Annotated in this window: 12 protein-coding genes; 5 read left to right on the top strand and 7 right to left on the bottom strand. The window is 46.5% G+C overall.

All coding sequences use genetic code 11. The features are described 5' to 3' along the window. From SGRA_RS18495 to SGRA_RS18475, 5 genes are all read right to left on the bottom strand, one after another. Complete coding sequence (locus SGRA_RS18495; RefSeq protein WP_015694356.1) at positions 1-966, bottom strand: glycosyltransferase family 2 protein; 966 nt, start codon at positions 964-966, stop codon at positions 1-3. Between the two features lies 1 nt (position 967). Beyond that, positions 968-2,137 carry a TDP-N-acetylfucosamine:lipid II N-acetylfucosaminyltransferase family protein gene (locus SGRA_RS18490; RefSeq protein ID WP_015694355.1) on the bottom strand — a complete coding sequence of 390 codons (1,170 nt, stop codon included), beginning with the start codon at positions 2,135-2,137 and terminating at the stop codon, positions 968-970. 11 nt (positions 2,138-2,148) lie between these two features. Further along, entirely contained in the window at positions 2,149-3,435 is a 1,287-nt protein-coding gene (locus SGRA_RS18485; RefSeq protein WP_015694354.1) for an ABC transporter ATP-binding protein, read from the bottom strand. Between the two features lie 366 nt (positions 3,436-3,801). Continuing rightward, positions 3,802-4,656: an ABC transporter permease gene (locus SGRA_RS18480; RefSeq protein WP_015694353.1), complete on the bottom strand. Its 855-nt coding sequence runs from the start codon at positions 4,654-4,656 to the stop codon at positions 3,802-3,804. Further along, positions 4,656-5,555 carry a glycosyltransferase gene (locus tag SGRA_RS18475; protein ID WP_015694352.1) on the bottom strand — a complete coding sequence of 300 codons (900 nt, stop codon included), beginning with the start codon at positions 5,553-5,555 and terminating at the stop codon, positions 4,656-4,658. Before SGRA_RS18475 ends, SGRA_RS18480 begins: the two co-directional genes overlap by 1 nt. A gap of 194 nt (positions 5,556-5,749) precedes the next feature. On the opposite strand from SGRA_RS18475, the gene thrS reads away from it, so the two are divergent. The 5 genes from thrS to coaD all read left to right on the top strand — a co-directional run bounded on the left by thrS (position 5,750) and on the right by coaD (position 13,948). Further along, positions 5,750-7,690 carry a threonine--tRNA ligase gene (thrS, locus tag SGRA_RS18470; RefSeq protein ID WP_041329775.1) on the top strand — a complete coding sequence of 647 codons (1,941 nt, stop codon included), beginning with the start codon at positions 5,750-5,752 and terminating at the stop codon, positions 7,688-7,690. Positions 7,691-7,952: 262 nt separating this feature from the next. Next, entirely contained in the window at positions 7,953-9,428 is a 1,476-nt protein-coding gene (locus SGRA_RS18465) for a gamma-glutamyltransferase (protein ID WP_015694349.1), read from the top strand. Between the two features lie 162 nt (positions 9,429-9,590). Beyond that, positions 9,591-11,732: a hypothetical protein gene (locus SGRA_RS18460; protein ID WP_015694348.1), complete on the top strand. Its 2,142-nt coding sequence runs from the start codon at positions 9,591-9,593 to the stop codon at positions 11,730-11,732. A gap of 388 nt (positions 11,733-12,120) precedes the next feature. Continuing rightward, positions 12,121-13,392, top strand: a complete 1,272-nt coding sequence (gene tyrS / locus SGRA_RS18450) for a tyrosine--tRNA ligase (RefSeq protein ID WP_015694346.1) — start codon at positions 12,121-12,123, stop codon at positions 13,390-13,392. A gap of 73 nt (positions 13,393-13,465) precedes the next feature. Further along, entirely contained in the window at positions 13,466-13,948 is a 483-nt protein-coding gene (gene coaD / locus SGRA_RS18445) for a pantetheine-phosphate adenylyltransferase (RefSeq protein WP_015694345.1), read from the top strand. On the opposite strand, the gene dprA is transcribed toward coaD, so the two are convergent. Continuing rightward, positions 13,933-15,030 (bottom strand): DNA-processing protein DprA, encoded by a 1,098-nt coding sequence (dprA, locus tag SGRA_RS18440; RefSeq protein WP_015694344.1) that lies wholly within the window; start codon positions 15,028-15,030, stop codon positions 13,933-13,935. The two genes, coaD and dprA, sit on opposite strands and share 16 nt — an antisense overlap. Positions 15,031-15,303: 273 nt before the next feature. Next, positions 15,304-16,416 carry a hypothetical protein gene (locus SGRA_RS18435; protein WP_015694343.1) on the bottom strand — a complete coding sequence of 371 codons (1,113 nt, stop codon included), beginning with the start codon at positions 16,414-16,416 and terminating at the stop codon, positions 15,304-15,306. Positions 16,417-16,467: the final 51 nt, after the last annotated feature.

Genomic DNA, 16,467 nt, shown 5'->3' with positions numbered 1-16,467 from the left:
TTAGTTCAAGAGGTTAATATTAGCTTTGCGTAAGATATAAAAAGCAGTTCGGTAGTTAATCAATTTTTTAGGATTGATTTTTATGGCCTGCAGGGCGGCAAAAAAGGCAGAGCGATAAAGCTTTTCATACATATATGCTGCGGCATACTCTCGGCAGAGCAAATCGGGTTCTTCTTTATAGGGTTGGCAAAGCTTTTCTAATTGGGCGACACAGCGATCTACTTCATTCTTTTGCAGGGCGTCCTTTCCTTCTTCGGCTCTTTCTAGAGCTAGCCATTGGACCAACTTATGGCTAACTGCATTTTCTGCCTTTAGGGTTTTAGATAGCGAATTTTCAGATTGTCTATAGTAATATAGGAAATGGGGAACATTGCTACATTTCATTTGTTCTGCGGCCCGATAAGACAAATCGTAATCTTCATTACCAATTCGGTTGAGAAAAAGGCGATAACCTCCTAAGCGTTTAAACAAGTCGGCTCGATAAACCATAGTTGGGCCACAAAACTGATTGAAATTTTTGAGCTCTGCTCGAATAACATCAGCCGAAACATGTTTCTTTTCCTTTCTTAAGACTTTATTATCATCTGATACTTTAGTGTAAAATGTTCCACATAAACCATAGTCGGGTTTAGCCTCTAAAAACTGTAGTTGTAACTCAAAGCGATTGGGTGCGGAATAGTCATCTGCATCATGAACAGAAAGATATTTTCCTTTTGCCCGCTCTAATAGCAAACGGTTAATCGTTTTGATTTTGCCTATATTTTTATCGTTATGATCTGTTTTAAAGCGACTGTCTTTGGCGGCCCAGCGGTCTAGAATAGCGCGACTATCATCGCTAGAGCCATCGTCTGCCAACCAAAATTCTATGGGGCTATAGGTTTGGGCAGCTAGGGATTCGAGGCATTCTTCAAGGTAGGGCGCTGCATTATAAACAGAGAGTACTACAGAAAGTAAAGGCTTTGTCATCTTAGTCCAGTAGTTTTTTTAGCAAATTTTCTATTCTAGAGAGGACCACCTCTCGACCATATATCTTTTCTAATTGTGCCCTATTGTGTTCCATCTCTTTAGCCTTCCCCTTAGGGAAATCCATTCCCTTTTTTAGGGCTTGGGTAGTATAAACTTTTAGCCCTTGTTCCGTACAAAATTTATACAGCACTCCTTCTGGATGTAAATAAGTATGCATTCCCAAATAGAGCACAGTGATTAGGGTCCCTAAAGCTTCCTGTCGCTTTGTATTAAGTACGGCAATGTTGCAAGCCAGGAGCTGCTTTAAGTAATCGGCTTTAGGAAGCACTTCTTTTTGCAAAATTAGCTGTTGGCCAAAAAGCTTGGGTGCTTCTTCGGCCAGAGCGGCTTTACAATATTTATTGCCATAAGCCATCGGGATAAATATAGAATGGGGGTAGTCTAGCGCTTTGATTTGGGGTAAAATATCTAGATGATTACAGGTAAAGAAAGCTGCATGTCCCACAAACATCCCTTGCCCCAAAGGAGTGTCTTTTTTGTAAAAGTCCCCAACAAACATATCCACCGCACCATAGTTTACCCACTGATAATCCGCTTTCAGCTGAGGAAGGCTACTTAAAATTTCTTTTTCTGGTGGAAGTATGGTAGACACATAGTCTATCTTCGAAAGTGCCTGTTCTTTTAATGGCTGTTTTTCTTTGGCAATCCGCCAGTTGAAATAAGCAGCTTGCAGGCTAGGAAACTGGTGTAAAAGCTTGTATAGTGTTATTTTAGCTGCTCTTAATACAGCTTTTCTATTTTGCTGATTCGCCTGATAAGATTTTGGATCTAGAATAGTCTCATCAGAGCAGTAGCTATGGTTAGCTCCCAAATCACTCCCCCAACTACACCAAACAACCTTTTGTTGATCTCCAGCCTGAGCCGCCAACCAAAGATTGTTTTCACTCAATGAGTGGAAAATGGCCACCTCATGCTGGGCCAATGCCTCCTTAGCCTCTGCTTTAGTCAGTTTTTCCATTTCTGGCTCCAACTTGAAAGATACATAAGCTTCTTTCTCCTTGACCAAAATATAGCGATTTTGACCTGGAGCAACTGCCTCATAAAGGTCTATAATGATTCGATGAAACACACTGTCTCGACAAAAGTGTACGATCTGTTTTTCTTTAGCCATATCCTTTTTATCTATAGTTGCTCTAAGCTCCATTTAATATCTGGTTTGACCACTCCTTCCTTGGCGCCCTGCCAACCAAAACCAGAGATTCTACGCACCACCTCAAAGTTGAGGCTGCTTCCATGACGGTAAAGGAGGCTCGCTTTGTTTTTAACAATGAAGATTTTATCCAAACTATAATTTCCCTCATGTAAAAGGTTGGCAGGAATGAGGGCTTTATAGTGCAATAGGCCCTTGCGCGACTTAGGAATGTCATTTTGCAAAGCAGAGCTGGCCATAAAAACAAAGTTGTTCATCTCATCATAAAAATGAAAGGTAAAATCTACCTGCTCTTCGCCTTCGGTCAATTTCTCAATGACAAAGTCGAGCTCTACGGCATCGCCTTGTTCAATCATTTCACGGCTGCTGCTAGCGCCTGCTTTTTTCACCTTGGCCGAAAGCAATTTGACTTCATGCGTGCCTGGTGCTTCTTCTCTGGACCATTCAATTTCTCGGCTTTCTTCTACGTAGTTGTCCAAATAGTTTTGCACCGCCGCATCTGCCGTTCCCTGAAACTGCATTTGGCCATTTTTGAGCACCAAGCCTTTGTTGCAAAGCGCCCGAACACTACCCATATTGTGGCTCACAAACAAAACGGTCCGCCCTTCGCCACTACTCACATCTTTCATTTTGCCCACCGCCTTTTTCTGAAACTCAGCATCTCCCACGGCCAAAACCTCATCTACAATTAAGATTTCTGGCTCTAAAAAGGCCGCAACGGCAAAGCCCAAACGCACCCGCATGCCCGAAGAATAGCGCTTAACGGGGGTGTCTACATACATAGCGCAGCCGGCAAAGTCTACAATTTCATCAAATTTGCGGCGAATTTCCTTTTTGGTCATTCCCATGATGGCCCCGTTGAGGAAAATATTTTCTCTGGCCGTCATTTCGGGGTGCATGCCCGTTCCCACCTCCAGTAAAGAGGCAATTCGGCCCTTGGCTTTAATAAATCCTTGAGTGGGGGCGGTAATTCTAGAAATGAGCTTGAGCAGGGTGGATTTTCCCGCTCCATTTTTACCAATAATGCCCAATACTTCGCCCTGTTCTACCTTGAAGTTAATGTCTCTCAAGGCCCAAACAAAATCTGATTCGGCCTTTTGGGTTCGGTCATTTTCTTGGCCGACCAAAGAAAAAGGGTCTTCTTTTCCCCGCATTTTTGCCCACCAACGGTTCAAATCATGGGAAATCGTGCCCGTTCCAATTTCTCCCAAACGATATTGTTTAGAGAGGTTTTCTACACTTAAGGCTATTTTTGACATGACTCTATTTTAAAGCAGATTGTTGTTAATTTTATTTTTTTGGGCCTCCACTGCGGCCTGCGGCCTTGTGGCGCTACGTTTCGCAGCTCGCAAGTCTGCTCGGCCCTTCAGCGCTAAAGCGCTTCGGTCTGGCCTTCGGCCACTGCTGCACATCGGTTACTCCCTTCGGTCGTCGAACTTCGCCCTAAAGGGCTTGTTGTGGCCATTTAGTGCCTGGCCCTGCAGCCCAAAGCTATGGGTCCCGATGAGCGGCTTAGGGGCCCGGAATGGGTGGCCCGCAGGGCCAGACCAAAGCGGCACAGCCGCTGCAGGGCCGAGCAGACCTGCGAGCCCTGAAGGGGCCCGGCGGGCAAAGCCCGCAAGCCCCTAAACCGTATCCATAAAACTGCGCTCCGTCTTGTTAAAGATAAAAACGCCTAGAAAAAGGACCACAAAAGCAAAAACAGCCGCATAGGCAAAGCCCGTCCAGCTCAGTTCGCCACGGCCCAAAAAAGCATATTTAAAGCCCTCAATCACCTGGGCCAAAGGATTGTAGTAAATGACCTTTTTGAGCAAGGGTTGGTCAATCATGCTCATGGGGTAAATGATGGGACTGGCATACATCAGGAGCTGCACACCAAATTGGACCAAAAATTTAAGGTCGCGGTATTTAGTGGTTAGCGAAGTGAAAATCAGCCCAAAACCCAATCCCAAAGCCGCCATAAGTAGGATATAAACGGGCACCAAAGCCAAGGCCACATTGGGCGCCAAATCTACCCCTTTGATAAAAAAGTAGGCATAAACGGCTAAAAAGAGCATAAACTGAATCCCAAACTTAATCAGACCAGCCACCACCTTAGAAAGTGGCATAATGAGGCGAGGAAAATAGACCTTGCCAAACATATCTTGGTTAAGTGAAAAGGTATCGGAGGTTTGCATAAAGCAATCTGAAAAATAATTCCAGATAATAATGCCCGACAAATAAAAGAGCGGCTGAGGGATATCATCTGTGGGTAGGCCTGCAATATTGCCAAAAATGACGACATAGACCAACATAGTCATAATGGGCTGCACAAAAAACCAGATCGGCCCCAATACCGTCTGTTTGTAAACGGTCACTACATCTCGGCGAACGAACATCTGTAGCAAATCGCGATATTGCCAAAGCTCGGCCAAATCTAGGGACCAAAGCGAGCGTTTTGGGCCAATCACTAAGCTCCAGTTTTCTTCTGTTTCTTTCATTACTTTCTTTTAAAATAAAGGCTAAGGTGATAAAGTAGGTCTTTTAAATGAAGCCAAGGGGCCTTGTATTGCCCTAGACTAAAGGCAAAGCCAAAATAAGCCCATTTCTTTTTTAAGTATTCAGTCAGCGCTTTTTCTTTGAGGGCCAAGATAAGGTATTCTCGATAAAGTTGCAGCAAGAGGGCCTCAACCGCTTTTTGCTCGGCCTCGCCCTGCATGTTTTGGGCCAAAATACGGTAGGTTTTTAGGGCCTTCTCTCGGCGGCCAAATTGGGCCAAGCTAGAGAAAATTCCGCCCGCATGCAAACGATAGGTAGAAGGCAAAATGCTTCGGCTAAATAGCGCCTTTCCAAAGTTAAGCGCATAGTAGAAGTAAAGCGTATCCCCATTAAATACCTCTGCAAATCGCTTGGGAGCTTTCTTGGGCTTGCGAATCATAACCGTAGAGGTGTTGGGCACAATGTGACGATCAAAAAGCTCAAAAAAGCCCAAGAGTTGTCCCTCCTCAAAAGGTTGGACCAAAGGGCGAAATTCATCATCTTCTAAAAATTGAACTTCATGAAAACTAAGTACCGCTTCTGGTCTAGCCTCTAGCAAATTTAATTGCTTTTGCAACTTATGCGGGTCGGTCCAATAGTCATCCCCCTCACAAAAGGCAATATAAGGGGCCGTACAGGCCGCAATGGTTCGCTCAAAATTGGGAATTGCCCCCCAGTTCTTGTCAGAAGGGAGTAAAACGACTCGCTCTGGATGAGCTTGGGCGTATTCCTCACAAATTGCTCGGCTGTTGTCGGGACTGCAGTCTTCTCCAATAACTAGACGAAAGGGAAAATCAGTTTTCTGCATTAAGATGCTCTCTATGGCTTGCCTCAAAAAAGGCTCATGCGCATAGGTGATCATGCATACATCTACAAGGGAGGTGTTTGGCATTTTACTTTAAATGAATTTTCAAATCATGGGGCAAAAATAGAATTATCTAGGTCCAAAACTAGACAACTGCACAAAAAAACTTAGCTTTGACACCTATACCTATTTTTTACACATCGAACTTCCAAAGGCTCAAGGCCGCAGAAGTTCATTATATCTTTTACAAAATGATTGAGATTACTCTTCCCGATGGCAGCGTTCGTAAGTATGAGTCGGGAGTGAACAGCTTGGATGTGGCCAAGTCGATTAGCGAAGGCTTAGCTCGTAAAATTATTGCCGCTAAAGTAGATGGCGAAATTTGGGATGCTACTCGCCCCCTAACGAAAGACGCCAGCGTTCAGCTACTCAGCTTTCAAGATGATGGAGGCAAATATGCCTTCTGGCACTCTAGCGCCCACCTTTTGGCCGAAGCCATCGAGGCCCTTTACCCCGGCGTGAAATTCGCCATTGGCCCACCCATCGAAAATGGCTTTTACTATGATATCGATTTGCCCGAAGGCAAAACGATTGGCCTTAAGGAACTAGAAGCCCTAGAAAAGAAAATGATCGAGCTCGCTCGCCAAAAAAATCCCTATATCCGTAAAGAGATTTCTAAGGCTGATGCCATTGCCTATTTCCAAGAAAAAGGCGATGAATATAAGCTCGAATTATTGGAGGACCTAGAAGACGGAACGATCACCTTCTATGAGCAGGGCGGATTTACCGACCTCTGCCGTGGGCCTCATATTCCCAATACAGGGCTGATCAAAGCCGTCAAATTACTTAATGTAGCTGGCGCTTACTGGCGCGGAGATGAAAGCCGCCAAACCCTAACCCGTATCTACGGAATCACTTTTCCCAAAGCCAAAGAGCTCAAGCAGTATTTGGCTATGCTCGAGGAAGCCAAGAAAAGAGATCACCGTAAACTAGGTGCCGAACTCGAACTCTTTATGTTTTCGGAAAAAGTAGGGATGGGTCTTCCCATCTGGCTGCCTAAAGGGGCTGCCTTGCGCGACCGCCTGCAAGATTTTCTCAAGCAGGAGCAGATGCGCCGAGGTTATCAATTGGTAGCTACTCCTCATATCGGTCACAAAAATCTTTATGTCACTTCGGGCCACTATGAAAAATATGGCGAGGATAGCTTCCAACCCATCAACACGCCCAAAGAAGGCGAAGAGTTCATGCTCAAACCCATGAACTGCCCGCACCACTGCGAAATTTTTGCCCATAAACCACATTCTTATAAAGAGTTGCCCATCCGCCTAGCCGAATTCGGTACCGTTTACCGCTATGAGCAAAGTGGAGAACTACACGGCCTTTCTCGTGTCCGCTCTTTTACTCAAGATGATGGCCACATTTTTTGTACGCCCGACCAACTCAAAACCGAATTCCTCAATGTACTTGACTTGACCATGATGGTCTTCCGCAAAATGGGCTTTACCGATTTTACGGCCCAAATCTCTTTGCGCGACCCAGAAAAACCCGAAAAGTATATCGGAAGCAAGGAAAACTGGGAGGCCGCAGAAAAAGCCATTATCGAGGCCACTCAAGAGGTGGGCCTACCCACGGTTACCGAATTGGGCGAGGCTGCTTTTTATGGTCCCAAACTCGACTTTATGGTCAAGGATGCCCTCGGCCGCTCTTGGCAGCTCGGGACCATCCAAGTAGATTACAACCTACCCGAACGCTTCCAACTGGAGTATGTGGGCGCCGATAACCAAAAGCACCGCCCCGTGATGATTCACCGTGCGCCTTTTGGCTCGCTAGAACGCTTTATTTCGGTCCTCATCGAGCATACGGCAGGAAAATTCCCGCTTTGGCTCATGCCCGAGCAGTACGCTATTTTGCCCGTTTCTGATCGCTTTGGCGATTATGCGACCAAAGTACAACAGGAATTGGCCGCCGCCGATATCCGTGGCTATGTCGATAACCGCAACGAAACTTTGGGCCGCAAAATCCGCGATACCGAACTGAAACGCATTCCCATTATGCTCATTCTCGGCGAGAAAGAAGCCGAAGAAGGCAGCATTTCGGTCCGTATTCAGGGAGTCGAAGATGGCGACAAAGGCAGTATGCCCGTGGCCGACTTCATCGCTTTCTTCCAAGAATTATTGGCCAAAGAAGGCTAGTTCTTAGCAAGCAACACAAAATAATTTTGGCCCTTTCCATTTTCCTGGAAAGGGTTTTTTATTTTAATTGCCTTTTGGGGCCTCCTGCCTACGGCAGGCGCTACGTTTCAGGGCTCGCAGGTCTGCTCGGCCCTGCGGCGCAAAGCGCCTTGGTCTGGCCCTTCGGGCCACCCTTTCACATCGCTAGGCCAGCGGGGCTTCGCCCCGCTTCTAGGTCCAAAATAATTAGCCAAGAGATTTATCTACTCCACAACCCTTGTTTATGTCGCTATCTACTCCGCTAAGCGCCAGCATTGCCGCTGGCCACCAAAAAACAGCAGAAGCTGCCGCCCTAATTATTAAGGAAGGAGGCAATGCCTTTGATGCCGCTATTGCGGCTCTTTTTGCGGCCTCTGTAGCCGAGCCCTGTATGGCCTCTTTGGGCGCAGGCGGATTTGCCTGTTTGCATACCGCTGCTGGACAAAATTTGCTGCTCGATTTTTTTGTGCAAACCCCATTCAAGAAAATCGCCCCCTCCGAACTAGAGTTTTACCCCATGCAGGTAGATTTTGGCTCGGCCCAAGAAACCTTTCACATTGGTATGGGTTCCATGGCCACTCCTGGCATGATGGCGGGCATTTCGGCCTTGCATGAACGCTACGCTAGCCTGCCTATTTCGGTCCTCATCGAACCGGCTAAGATTTTGGCCAAAGAGGGCCTCGCCATGACCGATTTCCAGTTTTTTGATATTCGGGTATTGCAGCCCATTATGACCCGCTCTGCAGAATCTGCAGCTATTTTTTATCCCGATGGTAAACCTTTGCCTGTGGGCCAAATACAGCGCATGCCTGGCCTAGCCGATTACTTTGATTACCTCAGCCATGAAAAGGATTGGGCCAAAGATATTTATCTGGGCGAAGCGGCTAAGCTGCTCCTAAAAGATAGTATAGCCCAAGGCGGCCTGCTCCGAGCAGATGACTTGGCCCAATATGAAGTAATTTGGCGCAAGCCCCTACAATTAAATTATAAAGGACATCAGCTACTGACCAACCCACTGCCCAGCACGGGCGGGGTCCTCATTGCAGAAGGTTTGTCCGCTTTGGAGCCCCTCCCCATTGATCCGCTCCATACTAAACAACAACTGGCCCGCCTGCAAAAGGTCCTTGGCGATATTTATAGTATAGACCGCAACCCCAAAAAGCTCAATAGCAAATGGGGCAGCACCACTCACCTCAATATTGCCGATGAATTGGGCAATGCCATCAGCATTACCCTCTCCAATGGAGAAGGCTGTGGTTATATGATCCCTGGGACCAACATCATGATGAATAATATGCTGGGCGAGGCGGCCCTTTTACCCGATGGCTTTCATAACTGGATTCCCAATAGCCGTTTGTCTTCTATGATGGCGCCCACTTTGGTCCTCAAAGAGAATCAATTTCATCTGGCAACAGGGACGGGCGGAGCTAGCCGCATCCCCGGCATGGTCCTTCAACTCCTGCACCATGTTTTGGACCAAAAGATGGACCTGCAAGCGGCCACCACCGCCAGCCGCCTGCACTACGAACATGGCCGCCTCAATCTAGAACCCGAATACGCAGGCCTAGCCAATACCGAAGACCCCAAACTAGAACAATTAGTCGAATGGCCCGAAAAAGCCATGTTCTTCGGAGGACTCAATTCTATTTTACGCCATAAAAATGGCCAACTCCAAGCAGTAGGCGATGACCGCCGCGAGGGCTATGCTATCGAGCTATAAACCGTTTTGGACCAAAAATAGAAGGATATCCTAAAGGCCGAAAAGAGATTTTCTTTTCGGCCTTCAGTTCTTATCTTTGCCGCATTTCTGACCCTAGGCCCCTAAATGGCCAAACTGTGGTGTCTTCTACCCACAGCTTCAAACAGCAATACTTAAGTTATTATGCGGCTACATCCACTCTTTTTTTCTCTCTTTTTCTTTTGGGCCTTTATGCCTAATAGTTTTGCCATTCGGTCCATTAGCATCATGGCAGATGCCGAGCTTTTTGAGGTCTCTATCAGTAAGTATGCTATTGAGGATGCCAGCCGCCTTTTGGAACAGGCTTGCCGCTGTGAGTTGAGCTACAATAAAGCCGATGCTGAAGTTCTGATTATTCTGCCTTATATCCATCAGGGGCAGGCCGATAAAGAAGGGACAGGCTTCTATGTTCCTGAACATGCCTATAACTGGAGCAGTAAAATGTCTGGCCAGCAAATAAAAATGGAACTACTCACTAATTCTTACCAAGGAGTGAGTATGGGCCTTTATGGTTTGTTGCAAGAGCAATTGGGCTTTCAGTTTTTTCATCCCAAAGAAAGCCTGATTCCCCAAATTACGACTTGGCCCGTAGCCGAAGGGCTAGACTGGCAGGCTCGTCCCCGCTTTGCCAAAAAAGGCTTTCATTTACATAGCATGCACCCCATTGAGCTAACAGAAGCCCTCTTGGACCCCAATTATCCCGATGCAGAAAAAGAAGTGAAAGGGTACATTGATTGGTTGGCCCGAAACCAACAAAATTACTTTGAGTTCAACTTACTCAATAGCATCGACCGCAAGAGCTGGATGCCCTACATTAAGAAAATAGTAGATTATGGCCAAAAAAGAGGCTTGTTGATGGGCATTGATATTTCTATGCATATGACCCAGCAAAAAGCTTTTCAACTCTACCAGACCTTTCCCAATAGCCTCAAATCAAAAGAGAAACAGATTGAGGAGAATATGGATTATTTGGCCCAAGCTGGTTGGGATGTCTATAATGTAGAATTTTCTACGACAGAGTTTGGCAAGGGGAAGCAAAAAAAGAAACAGGAACTAGAAATCTTCTTAGCGGACCTAATCAAAAACCGTTATAAGGCCCATTTTATGAGCCGAGCGCATCTGGTCCAAGAAGAGGCCATGCTAGACAAAAAAGAGGAACTGCCCGAACTATCTGCCGAAGAACAGAAGCTAGAGCGCAGCCATGGCCTAATGGTCCATACCGTCATGTTTTATGACCTAGAAGACGAACGTGCCCCAGTTTACAATAACAAAAACCTAAAAGCCATCTTGGCCCTCTACCAAGAGGAGGCCAAGAAAAGAGAATGTTGGTATTTTCCAGGGTCTGCTTATTGGCTCACTTTTGATAATTCGGTGCCCATGACGCTCTTACCTTATCTCTCTGCTCGCTTAGAAGATATCCAACTTATGGATTCTTTGAAGGCCGAAGGACATATTACCTTTAGTTCGGGTTGGGAGTGGAGCTATTGGTTGATTGATTGGAGCATCGCTCGTTGGTCTTGGGAGCATCAAATTCAGGGAGAAAAGGAGATCAATGACCCCTTGCAGTATTTGGCCGAATTGATGCAAAATGACCTTTGGACCGATCCCGTTTGGTCCATGCTCCGTTTGCAAGAGGAATTCATTAAGGACAAAGAACTCATTCGCTATATGGCGCCCTCTAGCACTACAGACGAGCTACCTGGCCGTTTGGTCGAAATGGAGTTCCAACCTCGTCCGCTTTATAGCTATCCCTACATCCAGAATCAGGCAGCGCCGCACCAACTAGATACCGTGAGCCAGACCGTGGTGGCCCCTTTGTTAGACTTTGCCCTAAGAACAGAAGAACTTTTGGCCCTTCAAAAAAGACATTTTCCTCAGCAGGGGAAACAAAAGCAATTGGGAGAAGAACTGGCCAATAGTCTACAAATAACGGCTTTGCGGGCCAGACACCGAGCCTACACCCTAAATTATTTGCTAGACAAAAGACGGGCAAAACTGCGCAAAGAGAAGTTTGAAGATCCCAATAAGTGGCTGGAAAAAGCAAAAAGCTGCCGAGAAGAGGCCCAAAAACTGGTCAAAAAGCAAGAAACGCTCTATCGCTACCCTTTGGAGTATATTGCCCAGCTTAAAGAAGGGCATACGGCCTATGCTTTTGGTTATCTCTATTCGGTTTCTAATCTGCACTTTTGGGAAAGAGAAGAGGAGCAGGTCCAAACTGGTCGCTTTCAGCAGGCTACATTTAAAAACCTTTGGGGGTTGCCCCAGATTTTGGGCATTGTGAAGTAATTTCTAGTTTTGGCGGGCCGAAGCAAAAAGCCCAGCGCAAAGAACCCAGATGAGCGGCCTAGCGATGTGAAGCAGTGGCCGTCAGGCCAGACCGAGCCAGCGAAGCTGGCGAAGGGCCGAGCAAACCTGCGAGCTGCGAAACGTAGCGCCGAGGAGCGAAGCGAGGCGGAGGCCCCAAAACAGCAGCGAGCTGCGAAACGACAACAAGAACTTTAGTTCGCAGTTCGACGACCAAAGGGAGTAACCGCCGCAGCAAAGCTGCGGAGGCCCCAAAAAAATAAAAACAGAGAAGTTGTTGGGAACTTTATCTTGAAGCGTTAAATTTCCGAGCATGGACAATTTCTCTTTGCGAAGAGAATGACTATTTACGAATTGAAAAAATAAAGGCATGAACTTTATCGAAGAGCTGCGATGGCGTGGCTTGTTGAAAGAAATGACGGAGGGCCTAGAAGATGCCCTGAACCAGGAAGGACCCAAAACGGCCTATATTGGTTATGACCCCACCGCTCCCTCATTGACCATTGGGAACTTGGTGACCATTATGTTGCTCAAGCATTGGCAAAGAGCGGGTTATCGTCCTATCGTTTTGTTGGGTGGGGCCACTGGTCGAATTGGCGACCCCTCTTTCAAGGACGAAGAACGTCAGCTCTTGGATTATGATACTTTGCAGGCGAATATTGACCGCCAAACTGCGCAGTTTAAGCAACTGCTTGATTTTGAAGGGGAGAACCCCGCTATTTTGCTCAACAACTACGACTTTTACAAGGGGATGAGCATCTTTGACTTTTTGCGCGATATTGGCAAAAATGTTACGGTGAGCTATATGATGGCTAAGGAATCGGTGAAAAAGCGCTTGGAAACGGGCCTATCTTTTACCGAGTTTTCTTACCAATTGATCCAAGGAAATGATTTTCATCACCTCAATAAAAACTACGATTGCCTTTTGCAAATGGGTGGTAGTGACCAATGGGGGAATATCACGACGGGAACTGAATTTGTCCGTAAAGGCGGTGGAAAAGGCTATGGTTTGGTTTGTCCGCTTTTGACCAAATCGGACGGAAAGAAGTTTGGTAAGTCTGAAAAAGGAAATATCTGGCTAGATGCCGAGAAAACTTCTCCTTATCAGTTTTATCAGTTTTGGCTGAATGTAGATGATGCTGATTTGAGCAAGCTCATCCGTATTTTCTCGCTCAAGAGCCGAGAAGAAATCGAAGCTTTGGAGGCAGAATATGCCGAAAACCCCAGAGGGCTCAAAGAGGTGTTGGCTGAGGAAATGACCATCCGCCTACATGGAGAGGAGGCCCTAGCTTCTGCCCAAAAAGCCACAAATATTGCCTTTAGCAAAAAGCTAAAAGCGGAATTTTTGGAAAGCCTTTCGGCTAAAGATTTTGCTGTTTTGGCCCAAGAACTGGAGGTGGTCAAGGTCGAGAAAAGCCAACTGGAAGCAGGTATTAGCTTGGCCGATCTTTTGGTGGGTAAGCATAAGAGCCTTGGCTCTAATGGCGATCTTCGTCGGGCCGTAAAGGGGGGAGCGATTGCACTAAATGCAAAAAAAGTGAGCGACTTCAACCAAGAGCTAAGCAGTGAGGACCTCCTTGCCGAGCGCTACCTCTTCTGCCAAAACGGAAAGAAGAATAAATTTATCGTAATTGCCGAATAGGCCATCAAGTTGATTAACTTAAAGGCGCCAAACGAAGGTTTGGCGCCTTTTTTTGACTCAGAATATCTTTTTTATGAAAATTGCTGTTTTCCCGGGTTCTTTTGACCCCATTACAAAAGGCCATGAAGACATTGTCCGCCGAGCCCTGCCTTTATTTGATAAAATTATTGTGGCCCTAGGGACCAACTCGACAAAATCCTACTACTTTTCGGAAGAGGAGCGACTTTCTTTTCTCAAAGCCAGCTTTGCCGATGACCCCAAAGTGGAAATCGACCGCTTTCCGCAACTTACCGTAGATTACTGTAAAGAGAAGGGGGCCGATTTTATCCTCAGAGGATTGCGCAACTCCAACGATTTTAATTACGAGGTCTCTATTGCCATGCTCAACCGAGATTTGGGCGATGGCCTGGAAACCATTTTCTTATTGACCGCCCCCGAATACTCTTATTATAGTTCTACGGTGGTCCGAGAAATCCTCAAGGGAAATGGAGATGGCGCTCTTTTCGTGCCCGACAATTGCCAGCAATTGCTCCGAGATGCTCAGGCCAAGCGGTAGTATTTACCAGCTAGGGCTTTGATCAGCCCCCGCATTTCTAGTTGTAATAAAAGTTCTATCAATTGGCTGTGGCCCCAAGGCAATTGGGCCAACAGCTGATTGTAATGCAATTGCTGTCCACCCAAGAGGAGGTCGGTAATTTGCTGCTCTTTGGGCGATAGTTGCTGAAAAAGCTGTTGTTGTTGCCCTCGCTTTGGTTGGCTCCATTTCATGCTTTGGGCCAATTGCTGTCCTCGGCTCAGGAGCAAAGCTGTTTGCTGTCGAATCAATTCATTGCAGCCCAAAGACTGTTTATCGTTCCAGCGCCCTGGCAGGGCAAAAACCTTTCGTTGGTAATCTATGGCCTTTTGGGCGCTAATCATTGAGCCGCCTTTTGGCCCCGTCTCTACCACCCAAAGCGCATCAGATAGGCCCGCAATAATGCGGTTGCGCATCGGGAAGTTACAAGCCAGAGGCTTATTCTGACTAATAAATTCGGTCAATAATCCCCCTTGTTCTAGCATTTGCTCGGCCAAAGAGCGATGCTGCGGCGGATAAATTCGGTTGAGCCCATGGGCCAAAACGGCCACGGTTTCTAGCCCCAAATCTAAGGCTTTTCGGTGGGCGCAAGCATCTATACCATAAGCCAAGCCGCTAACAATTAGTGGCGAAAACTCCTTGATTTCGGTCAAAATACGCTCACAAGCCGCCCGACCGTTTTCTGTAGGTTTTCGGGTGCCCACCACCGAAAGCGTCCGCAGCTGGTCCAAAGGCGCCGAACCTTTATAATAGAGCAAAAAGGGCGCATCTTCGATCTGCAACAAACGTCTCGGATAATTACTTTGGCCAAAGAGCAGCAGCTCAATGCCCTTCTTTTCCACAAAATCTAGCTCCCTTTTGGCCATTTCTAGCCCTTCTCGGCTCAAAATATGCCGCATGGCGGTTTTTCCAATATAACTAGCCTGGGCCAAAGCCACTGCATCGGCCTCATAAATGGCCTGAATAGAACCAAAGTCCCGCAATAACCTTCTGGCCCGAATAGCCCCCATTTGTGGAGATTGCTGTAGGGCAATGGCCCAGAGTTTTTCTTTTTCGTCGAGCATATTTTTAGTTTAATTAAAGGTAGTAACTTTAAAATATACTCTCAAGTTTTAGGGACTATTTATTTAGTTTTTTTGTTTTGGGGCCCGCGGCCGGCTAGGCAAAGCCTAGCTCGGCCGCCGCTATGCTGCGGGGCTCACAAGGCTGTTCGGCCCTTCACAAAACTTCGCTAGCGCTCGTTTTGCTCGGTCTGGCCTTCGGCCACCCGCTCCGCAGCGCTGGGCCAAATGGCGCCTGGCAGTATTTATGCCTCCGAGGGGAGGAGGGGATAAAACCTACTGGGCGGGCACTCTAATTTTTCTGCTTTTAGTTTTTAATTTCTGTTTCTCTAGCTTCTTGATAATGGGCCGCTGTTTTTCTACTTGATAGTTTTCATCTTTCCAGCGTTTATGCACAAAAAGGGCCCCAATCTTTAGATGCACATCTATACCCTCTCTAAAGTTGTCGTTTTCTAACTGCAAATTAACTAATCCCTCTTTGGGACTTTGGACCTTAGCCATGGCCTCTGGGCCATTCCCTTTCTGAAAAACCCCCAAGGAGGAAGAAAAACTATATTTGACATTATCCCCCAAATTAGGGTCGCTGGTTAAATCTACTCCCACCGTAGCCGCCTGCGCTAAAAGTCCATAACCCGAAATAGCACCAACCAAAGCAATCGCTCCTTTAAGTTTCTTATCTCTGGCTTCAAATTGCTCTAAGGATTTTTGCCCCACGCCAATCCAATAGGACCAAGCAATCAACTCTTTGCTGCTATAGGGCCGCAGCTTGTTTGGCACATACTGATTATTGGGAAGATAGAACTGGACCAAACTCAGATTGCTTTTGCCGAAGGCCGTCTCAGAATGTACTCGCTCTTTTCTATCTATGATGTAGCTAAAGGAAGTATCCACCGAAACAAGAACTCTTCTGCTCTTATTGACCAAATAGCTTTCATAGCCAATAATAGTATCTTTGGTATAACTGCTATAGCTGCTGTCAATCAATTCTTTCCAAACCCAAGCAGTATTAAAGTCTTTAGACGCCTCGCTGGCCGCCTCCCGACTGATCTTGAGCGCACAGAGCCGACGCCCAAAACTGCCATGTCCGATCCGTAGGGCATAAACGCCCCGACTCATAATTTCTATCTCTTTTTCTATCTTTTCCGCTTTATAGGCCTGAAAAAGAAGCTGCCCCTCATCTGTCTCAAACTTGAGGCTCTTGATTTTCTTCCCCTTGAGCTCTTCACAGCTCAGCCGAACTTTATCCCCTTTTTCAAAGCTGTAGTAAAATACTTTTGAGCCCAGAGGCGGAATTTTAAATTGCAGATCAACCACAGGGCGGACCAAATCTTGGCCCAAAAGAAGAACACTGCTAAGTAGACAAATAAATAAGGCTAAAATCGCTTTCATTTAATTTTGGTTTTAGTTAAAAACCAAATGAAGACAAAAAATAATCCCACC

Origin of the sequence: Saprospira grandis str. Lewin (assembly GCF_000250635.1) — a bacterium.
In the GTDB taxonomy this organism is placed as follows: domain Bacteria; phylum Bacteroidota; class Bacteroidia; order Chitinophagales; family Saprospiraceae; genus Saprospira; species Saprospira grandis.
Note: the sequence above shows the minus strand (reverse complement) of the source record. Positions and strands in the feature narration are given on the sequence as shown.